27 protein-coding genes are annotated in these 25,302 nt (G+C 60.8%); 13 read left to right on the top strand and 14 right to left on the bottom strand.

Features of this window, described 5'->3' with window-relative positions; translation table 11 throughout:
• Positions 1–98 precede the first annotated feature (98 nt).
• Together hslU and ACR1XV_RS17780 are read left to right on the top strand one after the other, a co-directional pair.
• Positions 99–1,406: an ATP-dependent protease ATPase subunit HslU gene (hslU, locus tag ACR1XV_RS17785; RefSeq protein ID WP_480533775.1), complete on the top strand. Its 1,308-nt coding sequence runs from the start codon at positions 99–101 to the stop codon at positions 1,404–1,406.
• A gap of 99 nt (positions 1,407–1,505) precedes the next feature.
• Positions 1,506–2,603, top strand: a complete 1,098-nt coding sequence (locus tag ACR1XV_RS17780; protein WP_480533773.1) for an alpha/beta hydrolase — start codon at positions 1,506–1,508, stop codon at positions 2,601–2,603.
• A 4-nt stretch (positions 2,604–2,607) separates the two neighbouring features.
• Here ACR1XV_RS17780 and ACR1XV_RS17775 read toward each other — a convergent pair whose 3' ends face one another.
• From ACR1XV_RS17775 to ACR1XV_RS17765, 3 genes are read right to left on the bottom strand one after another with little or no spacing between them, the layout of a single operon-like run.
• The gene (locus ACR1XV_RS17775) at positions 2,608–3,195 is read right to left on the bottom strand and encodes a Smr/MutS family protein (protein WP_480533771.1); all 588 of its coding nucleotides are present in this window, start codon (positions 3,193–3,195) and stop codon (positions 2,608–2,610) included.
• Positions 3,195–4,235, bottom strand: a complete 1,041-nt coding sequence (mltA, locus tag ACR1XV_RS17770) for a murein transglycosylase A (RefSeq protein WP_480533769.1) — start codon at positions 4,233–4,235, stop codon at positions 3,195–3,197. Before mltA ends, ACR1XV_RS17775 begins: the two co-directional genes overlap by 1 nt.
• Positions 4,232–4,888, bottom strand: coding sequence for a Tim44/TimA family putative adaptor protein (locus ACR1XV_RS17765; protein WP_480533767.1), 657 nt, complete (start codon positions 4,886–4,888; stop codon positions 4,232–4,234). Before ACR1XV_RS17765 ends, mltA begins: the two co-directional genes overlap by 4 nt.
• 108 nt (positions 4,889–4,996) lie before the next feature.
• Here ACR1XV_RS17765 and ACR1XV_RS17760 point away from each other — a divergent pair, with 108 nt between their 5' ends.
• A complete protein-coding gene (locus ACR1XV_RS17760) occupies positions 4,997–5,497 on the top strand; it encodes an FxsA family protein (RefSeq protein ID WP_480533765.1) in 501 nt (166 codons plus the stop codon).
• 54 nt (positions 5,498–5,551) lie between these two features.
• On the top strand, positions 5,552–6,052 hold the full coding sequence (gene secB / locus ACR1XV_RS17755) for a protein-export chaperone SecB (protein WP_480533763.1): 501 nt from the start codon (positions 5,552–5,554) through the stop codon (positions 6,050–6,052).
• A gap of 27 nt (positions 6,053–6,079) precedes the next feature.
• Here the strand turns inward: secB and dnaQ are convergent, their stop codons facing one another.
• From dnaQ to ACR1XV_RS17735, 4 genes are read right to left on the bottom strand one after another with little or no spacing between them, the layout of a single operon-like run.
• The gene (gene dnaQ / locus ACR1XV_RS17750) at positions 6,080–6,802 is read right to left on the bottom strand and encodes a DNA polymerase III subunit epsilon (protein WP_480533762.1); all 723 of its coding nucleotides are present in this window, start codon (positions 6,800–6,802) and stop codon (positions 6,080–6,082) included.
• Entirely contained in the window at positions 6,795–7,388 is a 594-nt protein-coding gene (coaE, locus tag ACR1XV_RS17745; protein ID WP_480533761.1) for a dephospho-CoA kinase, read from the bottom strand. Before coaE ends, dnaQ begins: the two co-directional genes overlap by 8 nt.
• Entirely contained in the window at positions 7,385–8,218 is an 834-nt protein-coding gene (locus tag ACR1XV_RS17740) for a shikimate dehydrogenase (RefSeq protein WP_480533760.1), read from the bottom strand. Before ACR1XV_RS17740 ends, coaE begins: the two co-directional genes overlap by 4 nt.
• A complete protein-coding gene (locus ACR1XV_RS17735) occupies positions 8,215–8,814 on the bottom strand; it encodes a Maf family protein (protein ID WP_480533758.1) in 600 nt (199 codons plus the stop codon). The genes ACR1XV_RS17740 and ACR1XV_RS17735 overlap by 4 nt, the downstream gene beginning before the upstream one ends.
• Positions 8,815–9,219: 405 nt before the next feature.
• Here ACR1XV_RS17735 and ACR1XV_RS17730 point away from each other — a divergent pair, with 405 nt between their 5' ends.
• The 7 genes from ACR1XV_RS17730 (at position 9,220) to ACR1XV_RS17700 (ending at position 16,592) form a co-directional block, all read left to right on the top strand.
• Positions 9,220–9,669, top strand: coding sequence for a CopD family protein (locus ACR1XV_RS17730; RefSeq protein ID WP_480533756.1), 450 nt, complete (start codon positions 9,220–9,222; stop codon positions 9,667–9,669).
• A gap of 123 nt (positions 9,670–9,792) precedes the next feature.
• Entirely contained in the window at positions 9,793–11,064 is a 1,272-nt protein-coding gene (rho, locus tag ACR1XV_RS17725; RefSeq protein ID WP_480533754.1) for a transcription termination factor Rho, read from the top strand.
• A 31-nt stretch (positions 11,065–11,095) separates the two neighbouring features.
• A complete protein-coding gene (gene mnmE / locus ACR1XV_RS17720; protein ID WP_480533752.1) occupies positions 11,096–12,382 on the top strand; it encodes a tRNA uridine-5-carboxymethylaminomethyl(34) synthesis GTPase MnmE in 1,287 nt (428 codons plus the stop codon).
• Between the two features lie 12 nt (positions 12,383–12,394).
• Positions 12,395–14,263: a tRNA uridine-5-carboxymethylaminomethyl(34) synthesis enzyme MnmG gene (gene mnmG, locus ACR1XV_RS17715; RefSeq protein WP_480533750.1), complete on the top strand. Its 1,869-nt coding sequence runs from the start codon at positions 12,395–12,397 to the stop codon at positions 14,261–14,263.
• Positions 14,260–14,883 carry a 16S rRNA (guanine(527)-N(7))-methyltransferase RsmG gene (gene rsmG, locus ACR1XV_RS17710; RefSeq protein ID WP_480533748.1) on the top strand — a complete coding sequence of 208 codons (624 nt, stop codon included), beginning with the start codon at positions 14,260–14,262 and terminating at the stop codon, positions 14,881–14,883. Before mnmG ends, rsmG begins: the two co-directional genes overlap by 4 nt.
• Positions 14,876–15,679: a ParA family protein gene (locus ACR1XV_RS17705; protein WP_480533746.1), complete on the top strand. Its 804-nt coding sequence runs from the start codon at positions 14,876–14,878 to the stop codon at positions 15,677–15,679. The genes rsmG and ACR1XV_RS17705 overlap by 8 nt, the downstream gene beginning before the upstream one ends.
• A gap of 19 nt (positions 15,680–15,698) precedes the next feature.
• Positions 15,699–16,592 (top strand): ParB/RepB/Spo0J family partition protein, encoded by an 894-nt coding sequence (locus ACR1XV_RS17700; RefSeq protein WP_480533744.1) that lies wholly within the window; start codon positions 15,699–15,701, stop codon positions 16,590–16,592.
• On the opposite strand, the gene ACR1XV_RS17695 is transcribed toward ACR1XV_RS17700, so the two are convergent.
• From ACR1XV_RS17695 to rph, 4 genes are read right to left on the bottom strand one after another with little or no spacing between them, the layout of a single operon-like run.
• Positions 16,582–16,935, bottom strand: coding sequence for a YbaN family protein (locus tag ACR1XV_RS17695; protein WP_480533875.1), 354 nt, complete (start codon positions 16,933–16,935; stop codon positions 16,582–16,584). The genes ACR1XV_RS17700 and ACR1XV_RS17695 overlap by 11 nt on opposite strands.
• Positions 16,935–18,089 carry a radical SAM family heme chaperone HemW gene (gene hemW / locus ACR1XV_RS17690; RefSeq protein WP_480533742.1) on the bottom strand — a complete coding sequence of 385 codons (1,155 nt, stop codon included), beginning with the start codon at positions 18,087–18,089 and terminating at the stop codon, positions 16,935–16,937. The genes ACR1XV_RS17695 and hemW overlap by 1 nt, the downstream gene beginning before the upstream one ends.
• On the bottom strand, positions 18,079–18,693 hold the full coding sequence (gene rdgB, locus ACR1XV_RS17685; RefSeq protein ID WP_480533740.1) for an RdgB/HAM1 family non-canonical purine NTP pyrophosphatase: 615 nt from the start codon (positions 18,691–18,693) through the stop codon (positions 18,079–18,081). The genes hemW and rdgB overlap by 11 nt, the downstream gene beginning before the upstream one ends.
• Positions 18,690–19,403 carry a ribonuclease PH gene (gene rph, locus ACR1XV_RS17680; RefSeq protein WP_480498089.1) on the bottom strand — a complete coding sequence of 238 codons (714 nt, stop codon included), beginning with the start codon at positions 19,401–19,403 and terminating at the stop codon, positions 18,690–18,692. The genes rdgB and rph overlap by 4 nt, the downstream gene beginning before the upstream one ends.
• A gap of 111 nt (positions 19,404–19,514) precedes the next feature.
• Here rph and hrcA point away from each other — a divergent pair, with 111 nt between their 5' ends.
• Positions 19,515–20,579 carry a heat-inducible transcriptional repressor HrcA gene (gene hrcA / locus ACR1XV_RS17675; RefSeq protein WP_480533738.1) on the top strand — a complete coding sequence of 355 codons (1,065 nt, stop codon included), beginning with the start codon at positions 19,515–19,517 and terminating at the stop codon, positions 20,577–20,579.
• A 10-nt stretch (positions 20,580–20,589) separates the two neighbouring features.
• A complete protein-coding gene (locus ACR1XV_RS17670) occupies positions 20,590–21,153 on the top strand; it encodes a nucleotide exchange factor GrpE (RefSeq protein ID WP_170711201.1) in 564 nt (187 codons plus the stop codon).
• Between the two features lie 58 nt (positions 21,154–21,211).
• Here ACR1XV_RS17670 and mutS read toward each other — a convergent pair whose 3' ends face one another.
• From mutS to ACR1XV_RS17655, 3 genes are all read right to left on the bottom strand, one after another.
• Positions 21,212–23,827 (bottom strand): DNA mismatch repair protein MutS, encoded by a 2,616-nt coding sequence (mutS, locus tag ACR1XV_RS17665; RefSeq protein ID WP_480533873.1) that lies wholly within the window; start codon positions 23,825–23,827, stop codon positions 21,212–21,214.
• Positions 23,828–24,138: 311 nt separating this feature from the next.
• Positions 24,139–24,813, bottom strand: coding sequence for a peptide-methionine (S)-S-oxide reductase MsrA (gene msrA, locus ACR1XV_RS17660; RefSeq protein ID WP_480533736.1), 675 nt, complete (start codon positions 24,811–24,813; stop codon positions 24,139–24,141).
• 105 nt (positions 24,814–24,918) lie between these two features.
• Positions 24,919–25,200, bottom strand: a complete 282-nt coding sequence (locus ACR1XV_RS17655) for an SCP2 sterol-binding domain-containing protein (protein WP_480533734.1) — start codon at positions 25,198–25,200, stop codon at positions 24,919–24,921.
• Positions 25,201–25,302: the final 102 nt, after the last annotated feature.

Raw genomic sequence — 25,302 nt, 5'->3', positions numbered from 1 at the left:
CAAACCGGGTTGGGCGTTGCTAAGCAACGCCGCCGCTGTTGTTTTCGCCTGCGCGGTGACTACGTAAGCCAAACCGCTGATCGAAAGGACCGCCACCCGTGACCGACCTGACCCCGCGCGAGATTGTCTCGGAACTGGATCGTTTTATCATCGGGCAGAAGGATGCCAAACGCGCAGTGGCCGTGGCGTTGCGCAACCGCTGGCGGCGCAAGCAACTGGCGGATGATATCCGGGATGAAGTCTATCCCAAGAACATCCTGATGATCGGCCCCACCGGCGTCGGCAAGACCGAGATCAGCCGCCGTCTGGCCAAACTGGCCCGCGCGCCTTTCATCAAGGTCGAGGCGACCAAGTTCACCGAGGTCGGCTATGTCGGTCGAGACGTGGAACAGATCGTGCGTGATCTGGCGGACGCGGCAATCATCCAGACCCGCGAATACATGCGCGAGGATGTGAAGGCCCGTGCTTATCAGGCTGCCGAGGATCGCGTGATCGCTGCTATCGCCGGGGAAGACGCCCGCGAGGCCACGCGCGAGATGTTCCGCAAAAAGCTGAAAGCCGGCGAATTGGACGATACAGAAATCGAGCTGGAGCTTTCGGACACGTCGAACCCGACGCCGATGTTCGACATTCCCGGCCAGCCCGGCGGGCAGATGGGGATGATGAATCTGGGCGATATCTTCGGCAAGGCCTTTGGCGGGCGCACTGTCAAAAAGCGCATGACCGTCGCCGACAGCTATGACGCGCTGATCGGGGAAGAGGCCGACAAGCTGCTGGATGACGAAACCGTCAACCGTGTGGCGTTGGAGTCGGTGGAACAGAACGGCATCGTCTTTTTGGACGAGATCGACAAGGTCTGCGCACGTGCCGAAGCACGCGGCGGCGATGTCAGCCGGGAAGGGGTGCAGCGCGACCTGCTGCCTCTGATCGAAGGCACCACCGTTTCCACCAAACATGGTCCGGTGAAAACCGACCACATCCTGTTCATCGCCAGCGGGGCGTTCCACATCGCCAAGCCCTCGGACCTGTTGCCGGAATTGCAGGGGCGTTTGCCGATCCGTGTCGAGCTGCGGGCGCTGACCGAAGAAGATTTCGTGCGTATCCTGACCGAAACCGATAACGCTCTGACCCGCCAATACACCGCGTTGATGGGCACCGAAGAAGTCACCGTCAGCTTTACCGATGACGGCATTGCCGCGCTGGCCAAGATCGCGGCGGATGTGAACCAGAGCGTCGAAAACATCGGCGCGCGGCGGCTATATACAGTGATGGAGCGCGTGTTCGAGGAACTCTCATTCACCGCGCCCGATCAGGCCGGGGTCGAAATCACCGTGAATGCACAGTTTGTCGAGGACAATCTGGGTGAACTGACCAAATCCACCGACCTCAGCCGTTACGTTCTGTAACACGGACAGGCCGGTTTTCGCCGCTGTTGCGACCCTGCGCTGCTGGACGTCGGGTCAGGATTTATTAGCATTGGGCACAGTCTAGCTGAGGGCCGCCTTGTGCTTCGTTACATCCTGATTGCATCCGTCGCGGTGACCCTGACCGCATGTGTTGACCGCACCATTTCGGAAGTCGTGCCCTCGGCGCTGAACGTCGGCACACCGGAAACCATCTATGCCACAACGACCCGCGCGCGCGAGCCCGATGGCTCTTACGGGTTTCGGCGGGCTGACAGGTTGCAGTTTCTTGAGATGACCGTCTCGATCCCACCAAGCCATACGCCGGGGACACTGGACTTTTCTTATGCCAACCCCAACCCCAACAAGCAGTTCGTCATGGCCGGGGTGGAAGAGCTGCGGGGTCCCATGGATTTGAAATCCCGACTGCGCGGTGTGGATGAAGTGTCGATCTTTGTCCATGGCTACAACACGACACAATCGGAAACCGCCTTTCGTGCCGCGCAGCTGCGCCACGACCTTGAAATTCCCGGCGCCACGATGGTCTATTCCTGGCCCAGCCAGGCAACGGGCTATGGCTACGCCTATGATCTGGACAGCATGTTGTTTGCCCGCGACGGGTTAGAGCAGACCATTCGACAACTGAAATCCATGGGGGTTCAGCGCGTCCTTCTGGTCGCACATTCGATGGGCACCGCGTTGACGATGGAAATGATGCGACAGGCCGAATTGCGCGAACCCGGTTGGTCGAACCGCAATCTTGAGGGCGTTGTTCTGATTGCACCCGATCTGGATATCGACCTGTTCCGCTCACAAATGGATACGATCAAAACACCACCGGATCCGTTCATCGTGATGGTTTCGCAGAAAGACAAATTGCTGAACATTTCGGCGCGGTTGCGAGGCACGACAAAGGGCGAGCGGTTGGGCAATATCAGCTCGGCCGATGCGTTGTCCGAGTATAAGATCAATATCATCGACACGACAGCCTTCAACAGCGATGCGGAATCTTCGCACTTCATCGCTGCGACCTCGCCGGCTTTGCTGGCCATCATCGGATCAGCCCGGCGGGTCAGTAACACTTTCGGAACCGAGCAACGCGGATTTGATGTCATAGCGCCTGCGAGCGTTCGAAATCCAACCGGCGCGACCGAGATCGTTCTGACCGAAACCGGGCAGGCCCGGGTGACGTCACCCTAGCCCCTCAGCGTACACGCCTGAGATAGACGTAATAGGCCCCGTCGCCCCCATGGCTGATATGGGCCGGTGTAACCTGCAGCACCGCCTGCGCCAGCGGCGGGATCGACAACCAATGCGGCACCTGATTGCGCAGCACACCGCGCGGCGTCGGGATCGGGCCGGGTTCGTCACGGTCTTTGCCCTTGCCCGTGACCACAAGCACCAGCCGCTTGCCCTGCGCCTGCGCGGTCAGGACGAAACGGATCAGCGCCGGATGAGCCGTAGCCATCCGCATCCCGTGCAGGTCCAGCTTGCCCTCGGGCTTCAGCTTGCCACGCTTCATGCGGCCAAAGGCTTTGGTGTCCATCTGCACAGGCGCGGCCCGCATACCTTCGGTCACCGAGGGTTTCAGACTGTGCCGCGCCGGTTTCGACGGCGCGATCTGGCCCAGTTCAAACGCATCGATGCGCGCCTTGGGCGTCTTGGTCGGCTTCGGCTTGGGCAGGGTGGTCGGGTGCACGGTCTGCGGCAGTTCGGGGTGCAATCTTTCGGCCTGTTTGGCGACTTTGCGCCACAGCTCGATCTCATCCGAGGTCAGTTTGCGCCGAGTCATCAGAACTCATCCGGCAGCAGGGCATAGGCCCGCTGGATCGGCAGCAGCAGCACCATCCGGCCGGGGTCTTTCAAACGGCCCGCAGCCTGACCGGCGTCATCGCCGGTGCCAAAGAAGATATCGGCCCGCTGCGCGCCCTTGATCGCCGACCCGGTATCCTGTGCGATCATCAAGCGTCGCAGGGGGTTTTTGCCGTCCTTCTCAACCCAGACCGGCGCGCCCAGCGGCGTATAGGCTGGGTCAGCGGCAATGCTGCGCATGGTGGTGACCGAGCGGTTCATCGCGCCCAGCGGTCCAAACTCGGGCGCAACGCGCGTGACCTCGCGGAAAAACACATATGAGGGGTTGTGAAACAGCAGTTCCGCCCCGGCTTCGGGGTTCTTGCGCACCCAGGCGCGGATCATCTGGGCGCTGACCTCATGCGCGCCCAGCGCACCGCGTCGGATCAGCTCGGCCCCGATCGACCGATAGGGGTGCCCGTTCGCCCCGCCATAACCCACCCGCAGGCCCGAACCATCGGGCAGGCGTATCCGGCCCGAGCCCTGAATCTGCAGAAAGAACAGCTCAACCGGGTCATCGACCCATGCGATTTCAAGCCCCCGACCCGACATCACATCGCCGGTCAGCAGATCGCGGCGGCTGAGCCATTGGCCCGCGCCGCGCGCCTCGGGCGGCATGCGATAGAGCGGATAGCGGTATTTGTCCGTGCGCGTTTTCGACCCGTCCAGTTCGGGCTCGAAATAGCCGGTGAACAGGGCGTCGTCACCGTCTTCCACCAGAACAGGACGAAAGAACAATTCAAAAAAGGCCCGCGCGGCGTCGGGCTCATAGGTCTGCGCCACGCCGCACAGCGCCTGCCAGTCCGGATCATCCAAATCGCCGCATGTGTTCAGGAAAACCGACAGGGCCGCCCCGTGATCATCGGCGGCCCAGCCATCGAGGTCATCGAATGACAGGATGGTTCGCGTCGCCTCGGCTCCGGCGGCGCTGGCGGTGGTCATGACAACCCCCAGTAGAAGCGACCGGAGTGCGGCAATCATGCGTCCGTGGCAACAAGCAGCCAGTTCGGATCGTCCGAGCCCATGACACGGGCAAAGGTCCAGCTGTCCTTTTGGCGTTTGACGGCGTTGGGGTTGCCTTCGATGATGTCGCCACCCCGATCGCGCACGACCGAGGTCAGCTCACCCACAAAGCGCATGGTGATCTCGGCCTCATTGCTGTCCTTGTCGAACCGCGCATCGGTCAGCGTCGTTTCGCGCACGCCGATGAATTCGGCCTCGACCGTCAGGCCCTGATCCTCGCGCGCGGCGACGACCGAGACGAAGCTGTCGAACACCTCTTCCGACAGGAAGGGCTGGATCTCGTCCAGATTGCCCTTTTCAAAGCCCATCACGATCAGCTCATAGGCCCCGCGCGCACCCTGCACGAATTCGCTGACGGAAAACCCGGGCTCGATCCGTTTCATCGCGGCCAGGGTCTGCGCCTGTTCGCTGTCTTCGGCCACGTGGTCGGTGATGTCGTGATCCGGGCCGCCCTCGATCACCTCGAAATCGCGGCGCGCGGTATTGCTTTCGGGCTGCTGCAGCGGAGGCTTCTCGAAACCTTCGCGGGTACCCAGAACGCTTTTCAGGCGCAGGATCAGGAAGATGGCAATGCCGGCCAGCACAAGAAGCTGGATCAGGGGTGAGTTCATTTCGTCCTCTTTTCAGAACCGGGGCTTTGTATACGGGGCCTCATGCCACTATGTAGGTGACAGTTCGGGCCAAGTCCACAGCCCGGCACATCCTGAAGGATAACGCAAATGTATCTGTTCTTGGCATTTTTGTTGGTCCCCATCATCGAAATCGCCCTGTTCATCCAGGTCGGCGGCCTGATCGGGCTGTGGCCGACGCTGGCCATCGTGGTGCTGACGGCGGTTCTGGGCACGGTTCTGGTGCGGACACAAGGTCGCATGGCGCTGGCCAATCTGCAGCAATCCTTTGCCCAGCTCGATGACCCGACCGAGCCGCTGGCCCATGGGGCGATGATCCTGCTGTCGGGCGTTTTGCTGCTGACACCGGGGTTTTTCACCGATGCCATTGGTTTTGCGCTGCTTGTTCCGGGTATCCGGGTGGCGGTGTTCCGCTATCTGAAGTCCAAAGCCACGATCACGCAGTTTCAGATGGGCACCGGCGCGCAGTTCCGGTCAGGCCCCGATCCGTTTGCGCAGGACGACGTGATCGACGGTGAATTCACCGAAGTGCGGCCTCGGCAGCACCCGGATAAGCCCTCGAAATGGGTCGAAGGGCCGCACCGGCATTGAGGTGCCCCGCCCAACTTGCTAATCAGTGGCGAATTTCATTTTTGGAGTAGCTTCATGGCCGAAGAAAGCGCCGCGGAAAACACCGCCGCCCCGCAACCCCCCCAGATCCAGATGCGCGTACTGGGGCAGTTCATCCGCGATATGTCCTTTGAAAACGTGATGGCGCAAAAGGGCGTATCGGGCGACGTACAGCCCGAGATTTCCGTGCAGGTCAATCTGGACGCGAAAAAACGCACCGCCGATCATCAGTTTGAAGTGTCGATCAAGCTGAACCTGAAATCCAAGGCCAAGGGCATGGAGGACGTTCTATTCCTGTGCGAGATCGACTATTGCGGCCTGTTCCACGTGGAAGGCGTGCCCGAGGATCAGATGCACCCCTTCCTGATGATCGAATGCCCGCGCATGTTGTTCCCCTTCCTGCGCCGCATCGTCAGCGACATCACCCGCGACGGGGGCTATCCGCCGGTCAATCTGGACAACATCGATTTCGTCGCGCTCTATCGCAACGAACTGGCGCGCCGTCAGGCCGCACAGGCGCAAAAGACCGAAGCCTGATTGCTTACGACCCGCGCGTGATCGGAATCAGGCGCGGGTCCACAGGGCGTTTTCGCCCAGTTTTTCCACAAATTCCTGATGGGCCGCACGTTCGTCTTCGGTGATCCGGGGTGGCAGGGCGGTTGGCCGCGGGGATGGCCTCCATTCATCTGCACCGCCTGCTGCATTTGAACCCGAATTGGACAGGCCGAAATCGGGCTGGCGGCCGCCGATCAGTTCCAGATAGACCTCGGCCAATATCTCGGAGTCGAGCAGCGCGCCGTGCAGCACCCGGTTCGAGTTGTCGATCCCGAACCGGCGGCACAAAGCGTCCAGCGAGGCGGGCGAGCCCGGAAACCGTTTGCGCGCGATGGCCAGCGTATCGATGGCCTGATCCATCGGGATCAGCGACGCACCCATCCATTTGAGCTCGGCATTCAGGAACTTCATATCGAACGACGCGTTGTGGATCACCAGCTTGGCGTCGCCGACAAAATCCCGAAACCCCTGACCGACCTTGGCAAAGACCGGCTTGTCCTTCAGCGTCACCTCTCCCTTTTCCGGTGGTCGCGGGTTTTCCAACAGGTCGGGGCCGATCCCGTGAACGCCGAACGCCTCGTCGGGCATGCCGCGTTCGGGGTTTATGTAAACGTGATAGGTCTCGCCCGTCGCCACATGATTCCATAACTCGACCGCGCCGATTTCAACAATGCGGTCGCCGCTTTCGGGATCAAAGCCCGTGGTTTCGGTATCCAGTACGATCTCACGCATCTGCCATCCCCGCCCGTATCTGCCTGACCACATCCTGCACCTGCGCGCGGGCGTGGTCCAGAGTGTCCGTGACGATGATGAAATCCGACCGCGCGCATTTTTCGTCATTCGGCATTTGCTTGGCGCGGATCTGTTCGAACTGCGCCTCGGTCATGGTGCCGCGGTCCATCACGCGGCGCTTTTGTTCCTCAGCAGGGATCGAAACGCAGGCGACTGCATCCATCGCGGCCTCGCCGCCGGTCTCGAACAGCAAGGGGATATCAAAAACCAGAATGTCCGCGGTCGCCGCATCCCGAAAAGCGGCCCGGTCGGCGGCGACCAGCGGATGCACGATTGCCTCGATCCGTTTCAGCGCGGTCGGGTCCTCGGCAATGATCCGTTTCAGCGCGTCGCGGCTGACCGCTCCTTCAACAACGGCGTCGGGCAGAGCTGCCCGCATCGGCGCAACCGCTGCGCCGCTGGTTGCATACAACCGATGCACCGCCGCATCCGCATCCCACACCGCGCAGCCTTCGTCTGCGAACAGCTGCGCCGTGGTGCTTTTGCCCATCCCGATCGAACCGGTCAGACCCAGAGCGAAGCTCATGCCAGCACAGCCGCGCGCAGATCGTCATCCACCTGAGGTCGAACACCGAACCAGCGCTCAAAGCCGGGCGCGGCCTGATGCAGCAACATGCCCAGACCATCAACCGTGGTGCATCCGGCCTGCTCCGCCGTTTGCAGCAGGCGGGTTCTCAGCGGGGCATAGACCAGATCGGTAACCACCGCTCCGGGTTGCAGCCCGTCCAACGGCACCCGCAGTTCCGGCTGGCCCTGCATCCCCAGCGAGGTCGTGTTGACCACCAGTTCCGCGTTTTCGATCACGTTTCCGGCCTGTACCCAGTCGACCACGGTGATCCGCTGGCCGAATTCCTCTTTCAGATGATCGGCGCGGGCCCGTGTGCGGTTGGTCAGCAGGATTTCGGGCACGCCCGCCTCGGCCAAGGCTTGCAGCACCGCGCGCGCGGCCCCGCCTGCGCCGAACACCACTGCCGGGCCATCACCCGGAACCCAGTCCGGCGCGCCGCTGCGCAGGTTTTCGATGAATCCGTAGCCATCGGTGTTGTCGGCATGGATCGAGCCATCCTGCCGGAAGGTCAGCGTATTCGCCGCGCCGATGACCGAGGCGCGATCCGACACGTGATCGGCCAGACGCAGCGCGGCCTCTTTATGCGGAACCGTCACATTGGCCCCGACAAACCCCGCCTTGGGTAAAGTCCGCAGAACCTGCTCCAGATCAGCCGGGGCCACATCCATCGGGACATAATGCCCGGCCAGCCCATAGGTTTTCAGCCAATGCCCGTGCAGCTTCGGCGACCGGGAATGCGCAACCGGATGGCCGATCACCCCGGCCAGCGGAATAGAATGGTCCGTCATTGGTCGATCACCCCTTTCACGGCCAGAAAATTGAGCAGTTCCAGCAGGGGCATACCCAAGACGTTAAAATAGTCGCCGTCAATGGTGGCAAACAGGCGCACACCTTCTTCTTCCAGCTTATATGCGCCAACCGCATGGCGAATGCTGTCCCAGTTGCGCGCCACATAGGCCTTCAGATAGGCATCCGAGCTGGCGCGCATCTGCAGACGCACCTGCCCGACATGCCGCCAGAGGGGTTCGCCGTCGCGGTAAATCACCGCCGCCGACAACAACATATGCCGCTTGCCCCGCATCGCCTTCAGCTGAGCCAACGCATCTTCGGGGGAGGTTGGTTTCGACAACACGCGCCCTTCGAAATCCAACACCTGATCGCAGCCCAGAACCATTGCGCCGGGGTTCTTGTCACTGACCTTGCGCGCCTTCATCTCGGCCAGCGTATCCGCGATATCACGCGGCGCAGCGCCTTCGGCCAGCAACGCCCGCTTGGCGGTCTCCTCATCCACGCGCACCGTCTGCACGTCGAAGGGAACCCCCGCATTGCGCAGCAGCTGCGCCCGGATGGACGAACCCGAGGCCAGAAGAATGGGGACAGTCATGTGGAAAACCCCCTGTGTAAATCGTTGAGCTGTCCTGAACGGTTTGTATGGTTTTCCGGTTGACACGCAAGCCCGGGATTTTGGCCGCGATCTTCCCCGAGTCGTTCGAATTCGATCCCACCGGGGTAAGGATAACTGAGGGAGATGGAATAACCGGGATATCCCCGCTTGGCCCAAGAGTTATCCCCAGATTGGATGGCCTGTATTCGAATTAACTATATGAAATAATTATATTATTCACGTTCCTAACAGAATCTCTTCCAATCCAAGGAAATCCATCCACTTGGGGAGAAGGCATGGATAAAAAAGTAATCCACCGATTTTGATCTCCCTACAAAACCATCATCCTTTTTCTTTTCTTATTTTTTTATTAGGGAGGGTCCCAAGCAATGCCCGGAGCCCCCGATGACCGATCTTCTTTTCACGATATACCCGTGGGTGAAGTCCCTGCATATCATGGCGGTAATCTCTTGGATGGCGGGTCTGTTCTATTTGCCCAGATTGTTTGTCTATCATGTCGAAAAGGCGCAGGCCGTCGATGGGGCGGAACCGATTTTCTTTGAAATGGAAGAAAAGCTGCTGCGCGTGATCATGCGCCCCGCGATGATCGTGTCCTGGGTCTGTGGCCTGATCATGGTGTTCACCCCCGGCATCGTCGGCTGGGACTGGAGCTGGCCCTGGATCAAGGGTGCGGCGGTGATCGGGATGACATGGTTCCATCATTGGCTGATGGCCCGACGCAAAGACTTCGCAGAAGGCCGAAATAAGCTCACTGGACGGCAGTACCGCATGATGAACGAGGTTCCGACCCTTCTGATGATTGCCATCGTTCTGGCGGTCGTTGTGAAGTTCTGAGGGGTCATTTGACTCCGTAAGCTTGCGCGCATATGTAGGTTTTAACACGCCCGTCCGGGCGGCGTATCTTCCGTGCTGAAATTCCAATCCATGCCGCAATCCTTCGCGGTGAAGGTGTATATCATGACGACCGAGTCCCTGAATCTTGCCGATCTGAAAGCCAAGAGCCCCAAAGACCTTCTAGCCATGGCCGAAGAGCTTGAGATCGAAAACGCCTCGACCATGCGCAAAGGCGAGATGATGTTCCAGATCCTGCGCGAACGCGCAGATGAGGGCTGGACCGTTGGCGGCGATGGCGTGCTGGAAGTGCTGCAGGATGGCTTTGGCTTCCTGCGCTCGCCCGAGGCGAACTATCTGCCCGGTCCGGACGATATCTATGTCTCGCCCGACATGATCCGCCAGCATTCGCTACGCACCGGCGACACGGTCGAAGGCGAGATCAAGGCCCCGAACGAAAGCGAGCGCTATTTCGCTCTGACCAAGGTCACCAAGATCAATTTCGAAAACCCCGATAAGGCCAAGCACAAGATCCTGTTCGACAACCTCACGCCGCTCTACCCTGATGAGCGCCTGAAGATGGAGATCGAGGACCCGACCATCAAGGATAAGTCTGCTCGTGTGATCGACCTTGTGTCGCCGATCGGTAAAGGCCAGCGGTCTCTGATCGTGGCCCCGCCGCGGACCGGTAAGACCGTGATCCTGCAGAACATTGCGCATTCGATCGAAAAGAACCATCCCGAGTGCTATCTGATCGTCCTGCTGATCGATGAACGGCCCGAAGAGGTGACGGACATGCAGCGCTCGGTGAAGGGTGAGGTTGTCTCCTCGACCTTTGACGAACCGGCAACGCGCCACGTTGCCGTGTCTGAGATGGTGATCGAAAAAGCCAAGCGTTTGGTCGAACATAAACGGGATGTTGTTATTCTGCTCGATTCGATCACAAGACTTGGTAGAGCCTTTAACACCGTGGTCCCATCCTCGGGTAAAGTTCTGACCGGTGGTGTGGATGCGAACGCCCTGCAACGGCCCAAGCGGTTCTTCGGTGCGGCACGGAATATCGAAGAGGGTGGCTCGCTGACCATCATCGCCACCGCGCTGATCGACACCGGCAGCCGGATGGACGAGGTCATCTTCGAAGAATTTAAGGGTACAGGTAACTCGGAAATCGTTCTGGACCGCAAGATTGCCGACAAGCGTGTGTTCCCGGCCATCGACATTCTCAAATCCGGCACAAGGAAAGAGGACCTGCTGGTCGACAAGGGCGATCTGGCCAAGACCTTCGTTCTGCGCCGCATCCTCAACCCGATGGGCACGACCGACGCCATCGAGTTCCTGTTGTCGAAACTGAAACAGACCAAGACAAACGGCGAGTTCTTCGATTCGATGAACACCTGACGCCGGTCCGGCACTGTCGCGGGGGCTATCCATGGATACGATATTCGCCCTGGCCAGCGCCCAGGGCAAAGCAGGCGTAGCGGTCATCCGTCTTTCCGGACCTGATGCGCATAAGTCGGCCAACGCGCTGACCGGGGGCGGGTTGCCTCCGCGCGGGATGCACCTGCGGACGCTGCGCGGGCCGGACGGTGCGGTTCTGGATGACGGGCTGGTTCTGACCTTTCAGGCACCGTCCAGCTTCACCGGCGAAGATGTGGCCGAGTTCCAGATCCACGGCAGTACCGCCTCGGTCAACGCGGTGTTGCGGTGCCTATCGGATCGCGACGACCTGCGTCTGGCCGAACCCGGAGAGTTCACGCGCCGGGCGCTGGAAAACGGCAAGATGGATCTGGCCCAGGTCGAAGGGCTGGCCGATCTGATCGACGCAGAAACCGAAGCGCAGCGCAAACAGGCGCAAACCATTCTGTCCGGGGCACTGGGCACGCTGGCCGAGGGCTGGCGGCGCGATCTGATCCGGGCCGCCTCCTTGCTTGAGGCGGTAATCGACTTTGCCGATGAAGAGGTGCCGACGGATGTCACACCAGAAGTCCGCAGCCTGATTGCGGGCGTGAAAGCGGATTTGACGCGCGAGGCCGACGGGGTTCGGATTGCTGAACGCATCCGCTCGGGCTTTGAGGTGGCGATTGTGGGTCCTCCGAATGCGGGCAAGTCAACGCTGCTGAATGCGTTGGCTGGCCGTGAGGCGGCGATCACCTCGGAATATGCCGGGACCACGCGGGATGTGATCGAGGTGCGGATGGATCTTGGTGGGTTGCCGGTCACGTTGCTGGATACAGCCGGCCTGCGCGAGACCGAAGATCATGTCGAAAGCTTGGGCATCGAACTGGCCCGCAACCGGGCAGAGGCCGCCGATCTACGGGTGTTTCTGACTGACGCGCCGGATGCACTGGGGATTCAGATGCGGGGCGGGGATATTCACGTTCATCCGAAATCCGACCTGCGAGAGGGTGCGGCAGAGGGTATTTCGGGGAAAACCGGGCAGGGCATTGATCGGCTGATCAACAATATATCGCGGGCTCTAAGTGAGCGAACTACTAGCCATGGTATCGCGACGCGGGAACGGCACCGCACCGCGATGATTCGGGCCGGCGACGCGTTAAAGGCTGCTCAGACGGTTCTGGAATCAGGACCCGAGATGTATGATATAGCGGCTGAGGAACTGCGGACCGCAATCCGCGCGCTTGAATCTCTGGTGGGCAGAATAGATGTTGAAACCCTTCTCGATGAGATATTCGCCAGCTTCTGTCTGGGTAAGTGAGGAGTGTTTCACGTGAAACATTCAGATTTTGATGTGGTGGTGATTGGCGCGGGCCATGCCGGGGCCGAGGCCGCCCATGCGGCGGCCCGCATGGGTGTCTCGACGGCGCTGGTGACCTTGTCCGAACGAGATATCGGTGTGATGTCCTGCAATCCCGCGATTGGTGGGCTGGGCAAAGGTCATCTGGTTCGAGAGATCGACGCGCTGGATGGTGTCATGGGGCGTGTTGCAGATCAGGCGGGGATTCAGTTCCGCCTTCTGAACCGAAGAAAGGGCCCGGCTGTTCAGGGCCCGCGCGCCCAGGCGGACCGGGCCTTGTATCGCGCCGCCATGCTGAAGGAAACGCAGGGCCAGCCCCTTCTGTCCGTCATCCCGGGAGAGGTCGTGGATTTCCGCATGGACGGCACGCGGGTTACGGGTGTTATTCTGGCGGACGGATCAGAGATTACATCAAAGACGGTCATTCTGACTTCGGGTACGTTCCTGCGCGGCGTGATCCATATCGGTGATGTATCAAGACCCGGGGGTCGTATGGGCGACCGCCCGTCGGTGAGGCTTGCCGAACGTCTTGATGGTTTCGCGCTGCCCATGGCGCGGCTAAAAACCGGCACACCGCCGCGTCTGGATGGACGGACGATCGATTGGGACGCTCTTGAACGGCAAGACGGTGACCCCGAGCCGACGCTGTTCTCGTTCCTGTCGACGACCGTGACGGCGCCGCAAATCGCCTGTGGCATCACCCATACCAACACGCAAACCCACGAGATCATCGAGCGTAACTTGTCCCGATCCGCCATGTATGGCGGGCATATCGATGGGGTCGGTCCCAGATATTGCCCCTCGATAGAAGACAAGATCGTGCGCTTTGCGGATAAGGAATCGCACCAGATATTTCTGGAACCTGAGGGCGTCAACGACCACACGGTCTACCCCAATGGAATCTCGACTTCTCTGCCGCAGGATGTTCAGGTGGCCTATGTTCGCTCGATCAAAGGCCTTGAGCAGGCAGAGATCCTGCAGCCGGGTTATGCCATCGAATACGACTATGTCGACCCGCGTGTGCTGAGTGCTTCGCTGTCGCTGCTTGATGCGCCGGGGTTATATCTTGCGGGGCAGATCAATGGCACCACAGGATATGAGGAGGCTGCGGCCCAAGGTCTGGTCGCCGGACTGAATGCGGCGCGCGAGGTTCAAGGGCGCGATCCGGTGTTTTTCACGAGATCAGACAGTTATATCGGCGTGATGATCGATGATTTGACCACCCGCGGGGTCGCGGAGCCTTATCGGATGTTCACCTCCCGCGCCGAGTTCCGCTTGTCTCTTCGCGCCGACAATGCAGATCAACGCCTGACACCGAAAGGCATTGAACTGGGCTGTGTCGGCGCGCTGCGGCAACAGGTTTTCGCAAAAAAATCGGATAAGCTGCGGGCGGTGAGCGCTCGATTGACTGACAGAACTTATACGCCGAAAGAAGTTCGCGCGGCCAGGATCGCAGTCAATCAGGATGGAAATCGCCGGGACGGGATGGCGATACTGGCCTTCCCGGATGTCACCTTCGACGATCTGATTGCGCTTGATCCCGAACTTGCAGCCACCGATGACGATACGCGGCGGCAAGTCGAACGTGATGCGCTTTATGCCAACTATATCGAGCGGCAGCAGCGTGACGTCGAAGCGATGAAACGTGACGAATCTCACACGATTCCAAGGGATTTTGATTATTTCGCGCTAGATGGCCTGTCGACCGAGATGAAGCAAAAGCTGTCGAAGGCCAGGCCCGAGAATATCGCGCAAGCCGGACGTGTCGAAGGGGTAACCCCGGCGGCACTGACGCTGGTGCTGGCAAAACTGCGTCGCGAGACGAGGGCGCGCAAAGCATGACCGCCCGGAACGGTATGACGCCCGAGGATCTGGATGTTTCACGTGAAACATTTGATCAGCTCAATACGTATGTAGACCTGGTCGAGCGTTGGAATCCTAAGATCAACCTTGTGTCGCGGAACAGCCTGAGCACCATATGGGAGCGCCACATTCAGGATTCGGTGCAGGTCTTCCGGTGCGTTGATCCCGGCGCGCGTTGGATTGATCTGGGTAGCGGCGGAGGATTTCCGGGGCTGGTATGCGCAATCATGGCGGTCGAAGCGGCGCCCCAGATGCAATTCACTTTGGTAGAAAGCGACCAGCGTAAATCGGCCTTCCTGCGCACTGTTGCGCGCGAATGCGGCGCCAATTGCAAGGTCATATCACGACGGATCGAGGATATTGAACCGCTTGAGGCGGATATCCTGTCTGCCCGGGCACTGGCGGACCTGAGCAAGTTATTGTCTTTTTGTGACAGGCATTTAAGCCAGAACGGCATCGCGCTGTTGCCGAAAGGCGCAAGCTGGAAAAAAGAACTGAACGATGCGCGCAAGGAATGGAAATTCGAGGCCGAGCCGATTACAAGTTTAACGGAACCCCAAGCCGTTATCCTGAAAGTCAAAGGAGTCACTCGTGGTTGATCTGTCTCGCCCTGCCGGGCCCCGGATTATCGCGGTCGCCAACCAGAAGGGCGGGGTGGGAAAGACAACAACAGCAATCAATCTGGCCGCGGGGTTGGCCGAGGCTGGGTGCAAGGTGCTGGTGGTCGACCTTGATCCGCAAGGCAACGCGTCGACCGGGCTGGGTGTCGAGGATCGGGATTGGACGACATATGACCTGATCTTGGACGACGCGCCGCTTGAAGCCGTGGTGCAGGAGACCGAGATCAGCAACCTCTATGTGGTTCCGGCGACAGTTGATCTCAGCTCGGCGGATATCGAACTGATTTCAAACGAGAAGCGCAGCTATCTGCTGCACGATGCGTTGCGTCAGACCGCGATTGACGCCTTTGGTCTGGATTTCGTGCTGATCGACTGCCCGCCATCGCTGAACCTGCTGACGGTCAACGCCATGGTCGCGGCGCATTCGGTGCTTGTGCCGCTGCAGAGCGAATTCTTCGCGCTCGAAGGTCTGTCGCAGTTGATGCTGACGATCCGTGAGGTCCGTCAGACCGCGAATCCGGACCTCAGAATCGAAGGTGTTGTGTTGACCATGTATGACAACCGCAACAACTTGTCCCGCCAAGTCGAAAAGGATGCGCGTGACAATCTGGGTGAGATGGTATTTAAAACCAAGATACCCCGGAATGTGCGGGTGAGCGAGGCGCCGTCTTACGCGCTGCCCGTTCTGCAATATGATTCCGGGTCTCTGGGGGCGATGGCCTATCGGCACCTCGCCCGTGAGATCATGCATAAGAACAACAAAGCGGCCGCCTAAGCCGCGGTCAGGAGAGCAAATGAGCGTCAGGAAAAGCAAACCCCGCGGGCTGGGTCGCGGTTTGTCGGCGTTGATGGCCGACGTGACACCCGAGGCCGACGGCCGGATCGCGTCCGAGCCGCGCCGCCCAGATCTGAAGGTTCCGATCGAAAAACTTCAGGCCAACCCGGATCAGCCGCGCCGCCGCTTTGCGCAAGAGCAGTTGGATGAGCTTGCGGCCTCGGTGAAAGAGAAGGGGATCATTCAGCCCCTGATCGTGCGCAGCATCGCAGGGGGGCAGTATGAAATTGTCGCGGGCGAGCGTCGCTGGCGCGCCGCCCAGATGGCGCAACTGCATGAAATCCCTGTGATTGTTCGCGAATTCGACGATACCGAGGTTCTTGAGGTCGCGATCATCGAGAACATCCAGCGCGCGGACCTGAACGCAGTCGAAGAGGCCGCCGGTTTCAAGCAACTGATGGATCGGTTTGGCCATACGCAGGAAAAACTGGCCGAGGCTTTGGGCAAAAGCCGCAGCCATATCGCCAACCTGCTGCGCCTGCTGTCGCTGCCGATGGATGTGCAAACTCTGGTGATCGAGGGCAAGCTGTCGGCGGGTCATGCTCGGGCTTTGATCACGGCGGAAAACCCGTCGGAGCTGGCGAAACAGGTGGTTCGGGACGGGTTGTCGGTTCGGGCGACCGAGGCTTTGGTCAAGAAGCAGCAGGGCGGGTCTGACACCCCGGCACCGCGGTCCAGAAATCTGAACGCCGGGAAAGATGCGGATACGCGCGCGCTCGAGAAAGACCTCTCGGCGATTCTGGCGATGAAGGTGACCATCAATCACAAGACCGGATCGGAGTCGGGGCAGGTTGTGTTGACCTATGAAAACCTCGATCAGCTGGATGATCTGTGCGCCAAGCTCAGCCGTTAGGCCGGGTCCAGATAAAGGTCATGACGCCGCCCAGCACAACCGCCTGAATAATCAAGACATGCGCCGGGACGGAAATCAAAACTGACAGGCCAAACACGGCGGTGACCGAGACGGTGGCCGCCTTTTTCGCGGCAGGCCGGATTGCGCCCGAGCTTTGCCAATCCAGGATCAACGGACCAAAGGTCTTGTGACTCAGCAGCCAGTGATGCAGGCGCGACGACGAGCGCGCAAAGAAGAACGCGGCCAGCAGCAGGAACGGGACGGTCGGCAGTAAGGGCATGGCGATGCCGATCATGGCAAGCGCGACGCAGAGCAAACCCAGACCGGCCCAGAGATATTGCATCATTCCAGAACTTCCCGGATTACCGCGTTCAGCACCGCGCGCCCATCATGTGTGGCGCGTAGACGGTTTTCGCAGAGCTCGATCATCCCCAGATCGACCAGTGCAGCAACCTTGTCCTGCGGGAGCGCGTGGCCTGCCAATCCTTGATATCTATCAACACCTAGACCCTCTGAGAGGCGAATACACATCATAAGGTACTCAGATGCCTGATCCTGCTGACTGAGTTCGATCCGATCACTCTCACCCAGACCTTGCGCCGCAGCCAACAGCCATTTCGCCGGCGACAGGTAGGTTTCGGTTGCAAGCTTGCGCCCGTTCAGAGTGATCCGACCATGCGCGCCGGGGCCGATGCCGACATAGTCCCCATAGCGCCAATAGATCAGATTGTGCTGCGATTCCGCGCCGGGCCGGGCGTGGTTCGAGACCTCATAGGCGGGCAATCCGTGCGCGTCACAGATGTCCTGCGTGGCCAGATACATATCGGCGGCGTGATCGTCTTCGGGCAGGCCGCGCAGTTTGCCCACCGCATAGCGGTCGCCAAAGGCGGTGCCGTCTTCGATGGTCAGTTGGTAGAGCGACAGGTGATCGACGGCCATCGACAGCGCCTCGGACAGCTCAGCCCGCCAGTCCTCCAGCGTCTGGTGCTGGCGGGCATAGATCAGGTCAAAGCTGACGCGCTCGAAACAGGTCCGCGCGATGTCAAAGGCGGCGCGGGCCTCGGCGACGGTGTGGATACGGCCCAGTCGACGCAGGTCGTCATCGTTCAGGGCCTGCACGCCCATGGAAATCCGGTTTACTCCGGCGTCGCGATAGGCTGCGAAGCGCCCGGCCTCGACCGAACCGGGATTGGCCTCGAGCGTGATTTCCATGTCATTGGCGGGGCGCCAGAGCGCGCGGGCTTCGTCGATCACCGCCGCTACAGTGTCGGGTTCCATCAGGGATGGGGTGCCACCACCGAAGAAGATCGTGTTCAGGACCCGGTCGGGCGTTTCGGCGGCAGAGCGGCGCAGTTCGCTCAGATAGGCGTCAAGCCATTGTTTTTGATTGATATTTCGGGAAACATGGCTGTTGAAGTCGCAATAGGGGCACTTGGCCTCGCAAAAGGGCCAATGCACATACAGGCCAAAGCCCCCGTTGCGCCAATCATCCGCCAAAGCAGCCTTTCACGAACATCTCCACCGCGCGGCCGCGATGGCTGATCTTGTTCTTTTCCCAGCGATCCATTTCCGCAAAGGTAATGTCGTGGCCCTCGGGGACAAACATCGGGTCATAGCCAAAGCCGCCTTCGCCCCGGATCGGCCAGACCAGATGGCCGGGGGCGATGCCCTCGAACACTTCGTCATGACCGTCGGGCCAGGCCAGCACCAGCGTGCTGCGGAATTGCGCGGTGCGGGGGTGGGGGGCGTTTTTCGCCTCAAGCTCAGTATGCGCGCGGGTCATCGCCATCAGGAAATCGCGGCCATTGCCGGTTTCAGCCCAGTCGGCGGTGTAGACACCGGGCGCACCGTCGAGCGCGTCGATGGTGATGCCGGAATCATCAGACAGGGCAGGCAGGCCGGTTGCTTGCGCGGCGGCGTGGGCTTTGATCCGGGCGTTGCCGACAAAGGTATCCTCGGTTTCTTCGGGCTCGGGCAGATTCATGTCGCCCGCGCCCACCACGTTTACGCCAAAAGGTTCAAGCAGATGCGCGACCTCTTCCAACTTGCCTTTGTTGTGGGTGGCGACCAGCAGCCGGTCGCCGTCGAATTTGCGGGTCATGCGGTGGCGGCTTTCTGGGCTGCGGCCAACTCGCCGACGCCTTTTTCCGCCAGATCCATCAACTGATCCATCTGCGCGCGGCTGAAGACGGAGCCTTCGGCGCTCATCTGCACTTCGATCAGCTTGCCCGAGCCGGTCATGATGAAATTGCCGTCCACACCGGCCTCGCTGTCCTCGGGGTAATCCAGATCCAGCACCGGCTGCCCGGCGTAGATTCCGCAGGACACGGCGGCCACGGGATCGACCAACGGATCAGAGATCACATCGCCAGCCTTCATCAGCTTGTTTACCGCCAGACGCAGCGCGACCCAACCACCGGTGATCGAGGCGCAGCGGGTGCCGCCATCGGCTTGGATCACATCGCAATCAACGGTGATCTGGCGTTCGCCCAATGCGACACGGTCCACACCGGCGCGCAGGGCACGGCCGATCAGGCGCTGGATTTCAACGGTGCGACCGCCTTGCTTGCCGCTGGCGGCCTCGCGGCGCATCCGTGTATTTGTTGCGCGGGGCAGCATTCCGTATTCGGCGGTGACCCAGCCCAGACCCGAGCCCTTGATGAAGGGCGGCACGCGATCCTCGATTGTGGCGGTGCACAGCACATGGGTGTCGCCCATCTTGATCAGGCAGGACCCTTCGGCATGTTTGGTGAAACCTGTCTCGATGGAAACAGCGCGCATTTCGTCTAGATTACGTCCTGAGGGTCGCATGGGCATTCCTTTATCTGATGGCTTGGGGATACCGCCCCGTGGCGTTACGATGCAACCCCGATTGACCTTTCGAATACCTGCTATTTAATGACGACCCAGCAGGGGATGCGGATGAGCGAAGCAAGCAAGATTCTGAACGAGATGAATGACCGGTCGCGTGAGGTGTTCCGGCTGATCGTCGAAAGCTATCTGGACAGTGGTGAACCGGTGGGCAGCCGCACTCTGACACGCACCCTGTCGGAAAAGGTCAGCGCCGCCACCGTGCGCAACGTGATGCAGGATCTGGAGTTTCTGGGCCTGCTCGACAGCCCGCATGTCAGCGCGGGGCGGATACCGACGCAGCAAGGGTTGCGGATGTTCGTGGACGGGCTGCTTGAGGTCGGCGATCTGGGGGTCGATGACCGGCAGAAGATTGATGAAACATTAGGCTCTAAGGCGGGCGATGTGGCTGGGATGCTGGACCGAGTGGGTTCGGCCCTGTCTCACGTGACACAAGGCGCGTCGCTGGTGCTGACGCCCAAACATGAGGCCGAGATCAAGCATATCGAGTTCGTCTCGCTGGGCCATGACCGGGCTTTGGTGGTGTTGGTGTTCTCGGACGGGCATGTTGAAAACCGGTTGTTCACGCCGCCGCCGGGACAGACGCCCAGTTCCATGCGCGAGGCGGCGAATTTCCTGAATGCGCTGATCGAGGGGCGGACCCTTAGCGAAGTGCGCAAGCAGATGCTGTCTCAGATCGATGCGCGGAAACAGGAAATTGATGTCCTGGCGCGTGAGATGGTCGAAAGCGGGATTGCGGCTTGGGACGGAGATGGCAGCGACTCGGCCCGGTTGATCGTGCGAGGGCGGGCGAATCTGCTGGGTGATCCGGGCGAGGCCGATGAGCTGGACCGTATTCGCACACTGTTTGATGATCTGGAACGCAAACGTGATATCGCCGAATTCCTTGAATTGACCGAAGACGGCGAAGGTGTGCGCATTTTTATCGGCTCTGAGAACAAACTTTTCTCACTTTCGGGTTCCTCTTTGGTGGTGTCTCCATATATGAACGCTGATCGTAAGATAATCGGTGCGGTCGGGGTCATCGGACCCACACGTCTGAATTACGGGCGGATCGTACCTATAGTGGATTATACAGCGCAACTGGTCGGCAAGCTGATTTCCGACCGGAGCTAGAGGGTAAGAAATGGCAGAGCCCAAGAACGAAGAATTTCTGGACGATATCATGTCCGCCGAAGCAGAAGAACTGGCCGAGGAAATCGCCGAGATCAGTGAAGAAGCGCTGGAACTGGATGAGCTGCGGGCGCAGCGGGATGAATACAAAGACCGGTTCATGCGCGCACTGGCGGATGCCGAAAATGCGCGCAAGCGCGGCGACAAGGCACGTCGGGATGCGGAACAATATGGCGGGTCCAAACTGGCGCGCGATATGCTGCCGGTTTACGACAACATGAAACGCGCGCTTGAGGCCGCAACCGATGAGCAGAAAGAGGTTGCTGCCGGTCTGCTGGAAGGGGTCGAGCTGACCATGCGGGCGCTGAAGGATGTGTTCCAGAAACATGGGATCGAGGTGATCACGCCTGAAGTTGGTGATCGGTTTGATCCGAACGTGCATGAGGCGATGTTTGAGGCTCCGGTGCCGGGGACACGCGCGGGGGATATCATTCAGGTGTCTGCCGAAGGGTTCATGCTGCATGACCGGTTGTTGCGGCCGGCGCAGGTTGGGGTTTCTTCGACGCCTGCGAGCTGATTGACCTCTTCGAGGCCAAGCCTCCGGCGGAAGTATTTTTGAACAGAAGAAGGGGCGGTCAGGATTTGGCCGCCTCTTTCAGTTTATAGATCAGGTCGAGCGCCTCGCGGGGGGTGAGTTCGTCGGGCAGGATGTCGGTAAGCATTGCCGCGACGGGCGAGGCTTTGGGGGCGGGCGGCGGCGGTGGCGGCGCGGCTGAGAAGAGGGGCAGGTCGTCGATCAGCGCCTTCTGTTTGCCGCCCTCGCGTTCGGTCTTTTCCAGCTGGTCCAGCACGACGCGGGCGCGGTCGACGACCGAGGCGGGCAGGCCTGCGAGTTGCGCCACCTGAACGCCGTATGAGCGGTCGGCGGCGCCTTTGTGGACCTCGTGCAGGAAGATCACCTCGCCTTCCCATTCCTTGACGGCGACGGTGGCGTTTTCGACGCCTTCGAGTTCACCGGCCAGCGCGGTCAGTTCATGATAGTGCGTGGCGAACAGCGCGCGGCATTGGTTGGCGGCGTGCAGGTGTTCGAGCGTGGCCCAGGCGATGGAGAGGCCATCATAGGTGGCTGTACCGCGACCGATTTCATCAAGGATCACCAGCGCGCGGTCGTCGGCCTGATTGAGGATGGCGGCGGTTTCGACCATCTCGACCATGAAGGTCGAGCGGCCTCTTGCCAGATCGTCCGACGCGCCGACGCGACTGAACAATTGGCTGACGACGCCGATATGGGCCTGTTCGGCGGGAACGTAGCTGCCCATTTGCGCCAGCAGCGCGATCAAGGCGTTCTGGCGCAGGAAAGTGGATTTACCGGCCATGTTGGGGCCGGTCAGCAGCCAGATGGCAGCGCCATCCTCGGCGCCGAGATCACAATCATTGGCGATGAACGCATCGCCGCTTTGCTGGCGCAGGGCGTGTTCGACGACCGGGTGACGGCCGCCCTGAACGTCAAAGCTGCGCGAGGTGTCGACCTGCGGGCGCGCCCAGTTTTCACCTCGGGCCAGATCGGCGAGAGCGGTGGTCAGGTCGAGCTCGGCCAGCCCTCGGGCGGCTTGGTTCAGGCGGGCGGCGCGGTCCAGAATTGCATCCGAAAGCCTTTGATAGAGTCTTTTTTCGATTTCCAGTGCCAGATTGCCCGCGTTCAGGATGCGGGTTTCGATCTCGGACAGTTCGACGGTGGTGAATCGGACCTGATTGGCTGTGGTCTGGCGGTGGATATAGGTTTCACTGAACGGCGGGTTCAGCATCTTTTCGGCATGGGTGGCTGTGGTTTCGATGAAATAGCCCAGCACGTTGTTGTGCTTGATCTTCAACGAAGTGATGCCCGTATGTTCCGCGTATTTCTGTTGAAACCCGGCGATGACCGACCGGCCTTCGTCGCGCAGGGTGCGGGCTTCGTCCAGTTCGCTGTCAAAGCCGGGGGAGATGAAGCCGCCGTCGCGGGCCAGCAGGGGGGGCTCGGCCACAAGGGCCTCGTCGAGCAGGGTGAGCAGATCGGCAAAGCCGGTCAGGTTCTGTACCGCGGTGGCCAGCAGGACCGGCAGGGTGTGGTTGGCGCACAGATCGGCAATCGCCGCCGCCTGCGTCAGCCCGTTGCGGATGGCGGCCAGATCACGAGGGCCGCCGCGGTCCAGCGACAGGCGCGACAGGGCGCGGTCCAGATCGGGGGTTTTGCGTAACGCTTCACGCAGGTCCGAGGCGGTCAGGCTGTCCTCGGTCGCGAAGGTCACGGCGTCCAGCCGGGCGTGGATAACGTCGAGCGTGCGCGAGGGGCTGGACAGGCGCTGTTCCAGCAGCCGCGCGCCGCCCGGAGTTACAGTGCGGTCGACCACTGACAGCAGCGAGCCCGCACGGCCACCGGACAGCGAGCGGGTCAGTTCCAGATTGCGGCGTGTGGCGGCGTCGATCTGGACGGTGCGATCCTCGGATTCCTTCAGTGGGGTTTGCAGCAGGGGCAGTTTGCCCTTCTGGGTGATCTCAAGATAGTCGATCAGGGCGCCCATGGCCGAAACCTCGGCACGGGTGAAACTGCCGAACGCATCCAGCGCACCTACGTGAAATAACCCGCAGATGCGCTTTTCCGCAGCCGTGCTGTCAAAGCTGGCGCGTCCGATGGGGGTCAGCGAGATGCCCAGATCGCGGGTTGGTTCGTGCAGCGCGGGCTCGGTTCCGTCGGCCACGATCAGTTCCGACGGGGCCAGCCGCGCCAGTTCCGGGCTGAGCCGCGCGCCGGTCAGCGGCATCACGTGAAACGCGCCGGTCGAGATATCGGCCCAGGCCAGCGCGGCCTCGTCCCGCACCGCGCTGTAGGCGGCCAGGAAGTTGTGGCGGCGGGCCTCAAGCAGCGCGTCCTCGGTCAGCGTGCCGGGGGTCACCAGACGCACGACATCCCGGCGAACCACCGATTTAGAGCCTCTTTTCTTCGCCTCGGCCGGGCTTTCCATCTGTTCGCAGACGGCGACGCGAAACCCTTTGCGGATCAGGGTCAGCAGATAGCCCTCGGCGGAATGCACCGGCACGCCGCACATCGGGATATCCGCGCCCTCGTGCTTGCCGCGTTTGGTCAGAGCGATGTCCAGCGCTTCGGCGGCGTTGACGGCATCGTCGAAGAACATCTCGTAGAAATCGCCCATGCGGTAGAACAGCAGCGCGTCGGCATGGGCCGCTTTGATTTCCAGATATTGTGCCATCATGGGCGTGACACCACCGGATGCCGACTTGTTCATGTGCCGCCTTACCCAAATTACCGGCCATCGCCGAGCGCGCCTTAGTGGCCCGCCATCCCGACAATCCCGATCCGTTTCACCAGGGGATCAGATCACTGATCCTGCCATCCCGCGTGCCGGGATGCCTCTGGTTGTTCTTGCCGGAGCGGATGGCATCTTGCAAGCGGCAGAACCGTCCGGAAGGGTCGGTGACCCGGAAATGCGCCGCGCCGCGGACCTTGCGGGCCAGCGGCGCGGAACATGGGGCATATTGATCGCTGATCCAAGCGGGGGCGTGATCAGGATCCGGCTGCAAATGGTGCGTCGCTGCCCCACAATTGACGGACACGGTCGTCGCGGCCGCAGGCCTTGCGATAGGCCTTATAGGCATTCTTCTGGCGTTTGGGTCCGAAGCGGGTGAAGACCAGCTTGTCGCCCTTGTAGTAGTCCTGGTGATATTCTTCGGCGGGATAAAAGGTACCAGCCTGCAGGATCGGGGTGACAACGGTCTGACCCAGCGCCGCCTGAGCGTCGGACTTGGCCCGCTGGGCCAGCGCTTTTTCCCCGTTGTTAGAGACAAATATGGCGGTGCGATAGCTGTTCCCCCGGTCGCAGAACTGACCGCCCGCATCGGTGGGGTCGACCGAGCGGAAGAACATATTCAGCAGCGTCTGGCGCGAGACGCGGGCGGGGTCAAAGGTGATCTGGACGGCCTCGTAGTGGCCGGTTCCGCCCTTGGACACCTGATCATAGGTCGGATTTGCCGCCTTGCCGCCGGTAAAGCCCGACACCGCGCCGATCACGCCGGGGACGGATTCGAAATCGGATTCCACGCACCAGAAACAGCCACCCGCAACGGTCAGCGTCTCGGTTCCTGCCGCGGGGGCGGGCAGGGCGCGCAGCATCGCGGCCAGCAGGATCAGCACGAACAGCGCTGTGGGTTTCAGGTAGTCAAGGTAAACGGTCCGGGTCATGGCAGGTCTCCTTCTGAGATCAGGCTGCCCTTAGTTCTGCCCGCTTGCAATGCGCTGACATCGTTTGTCACGGGCTGGTGAGACGAGTTTATCCGTGATCGCCCGTTACCCCAGCAGCTGCCCCAGCTTCATCGCCACGCCCATATTGCCCGAGATTTTCAGCTTGCCCAGCGCCACCCCGGTCATCGGATTCAGCTTGCCGGTCAACAGCTTGGTCAGATTCTCGCGCGAGATGCGGATGGTGCAGTCGGTATCGCGATCCTGCGTCGAGGCGGTATTATCGGCCAGTACGATAACCCCATCATCGCCGCAATCGAATTTCAGCGAGCCGTCAAAGTTTTTGCCGTTCAGGCCTTTCTGAATCCCGTCGGCGATGTCCTGCAGCATGATCCTCTCCCTTCTGATCAGGTCCATGGGTAAAGACCGCAGGCGGCGGCAGACAAGGCTGACCCCACGGGAACCGGCGCAAAAAAAGCCCGGCCTCCAATC

It is taken from the genome of Ruegeria sp. AD2(2025), assembly GCF_056542385.1.
This window is presented reverse-complemented; position numbering and strand designations above follow the sequence as displayed.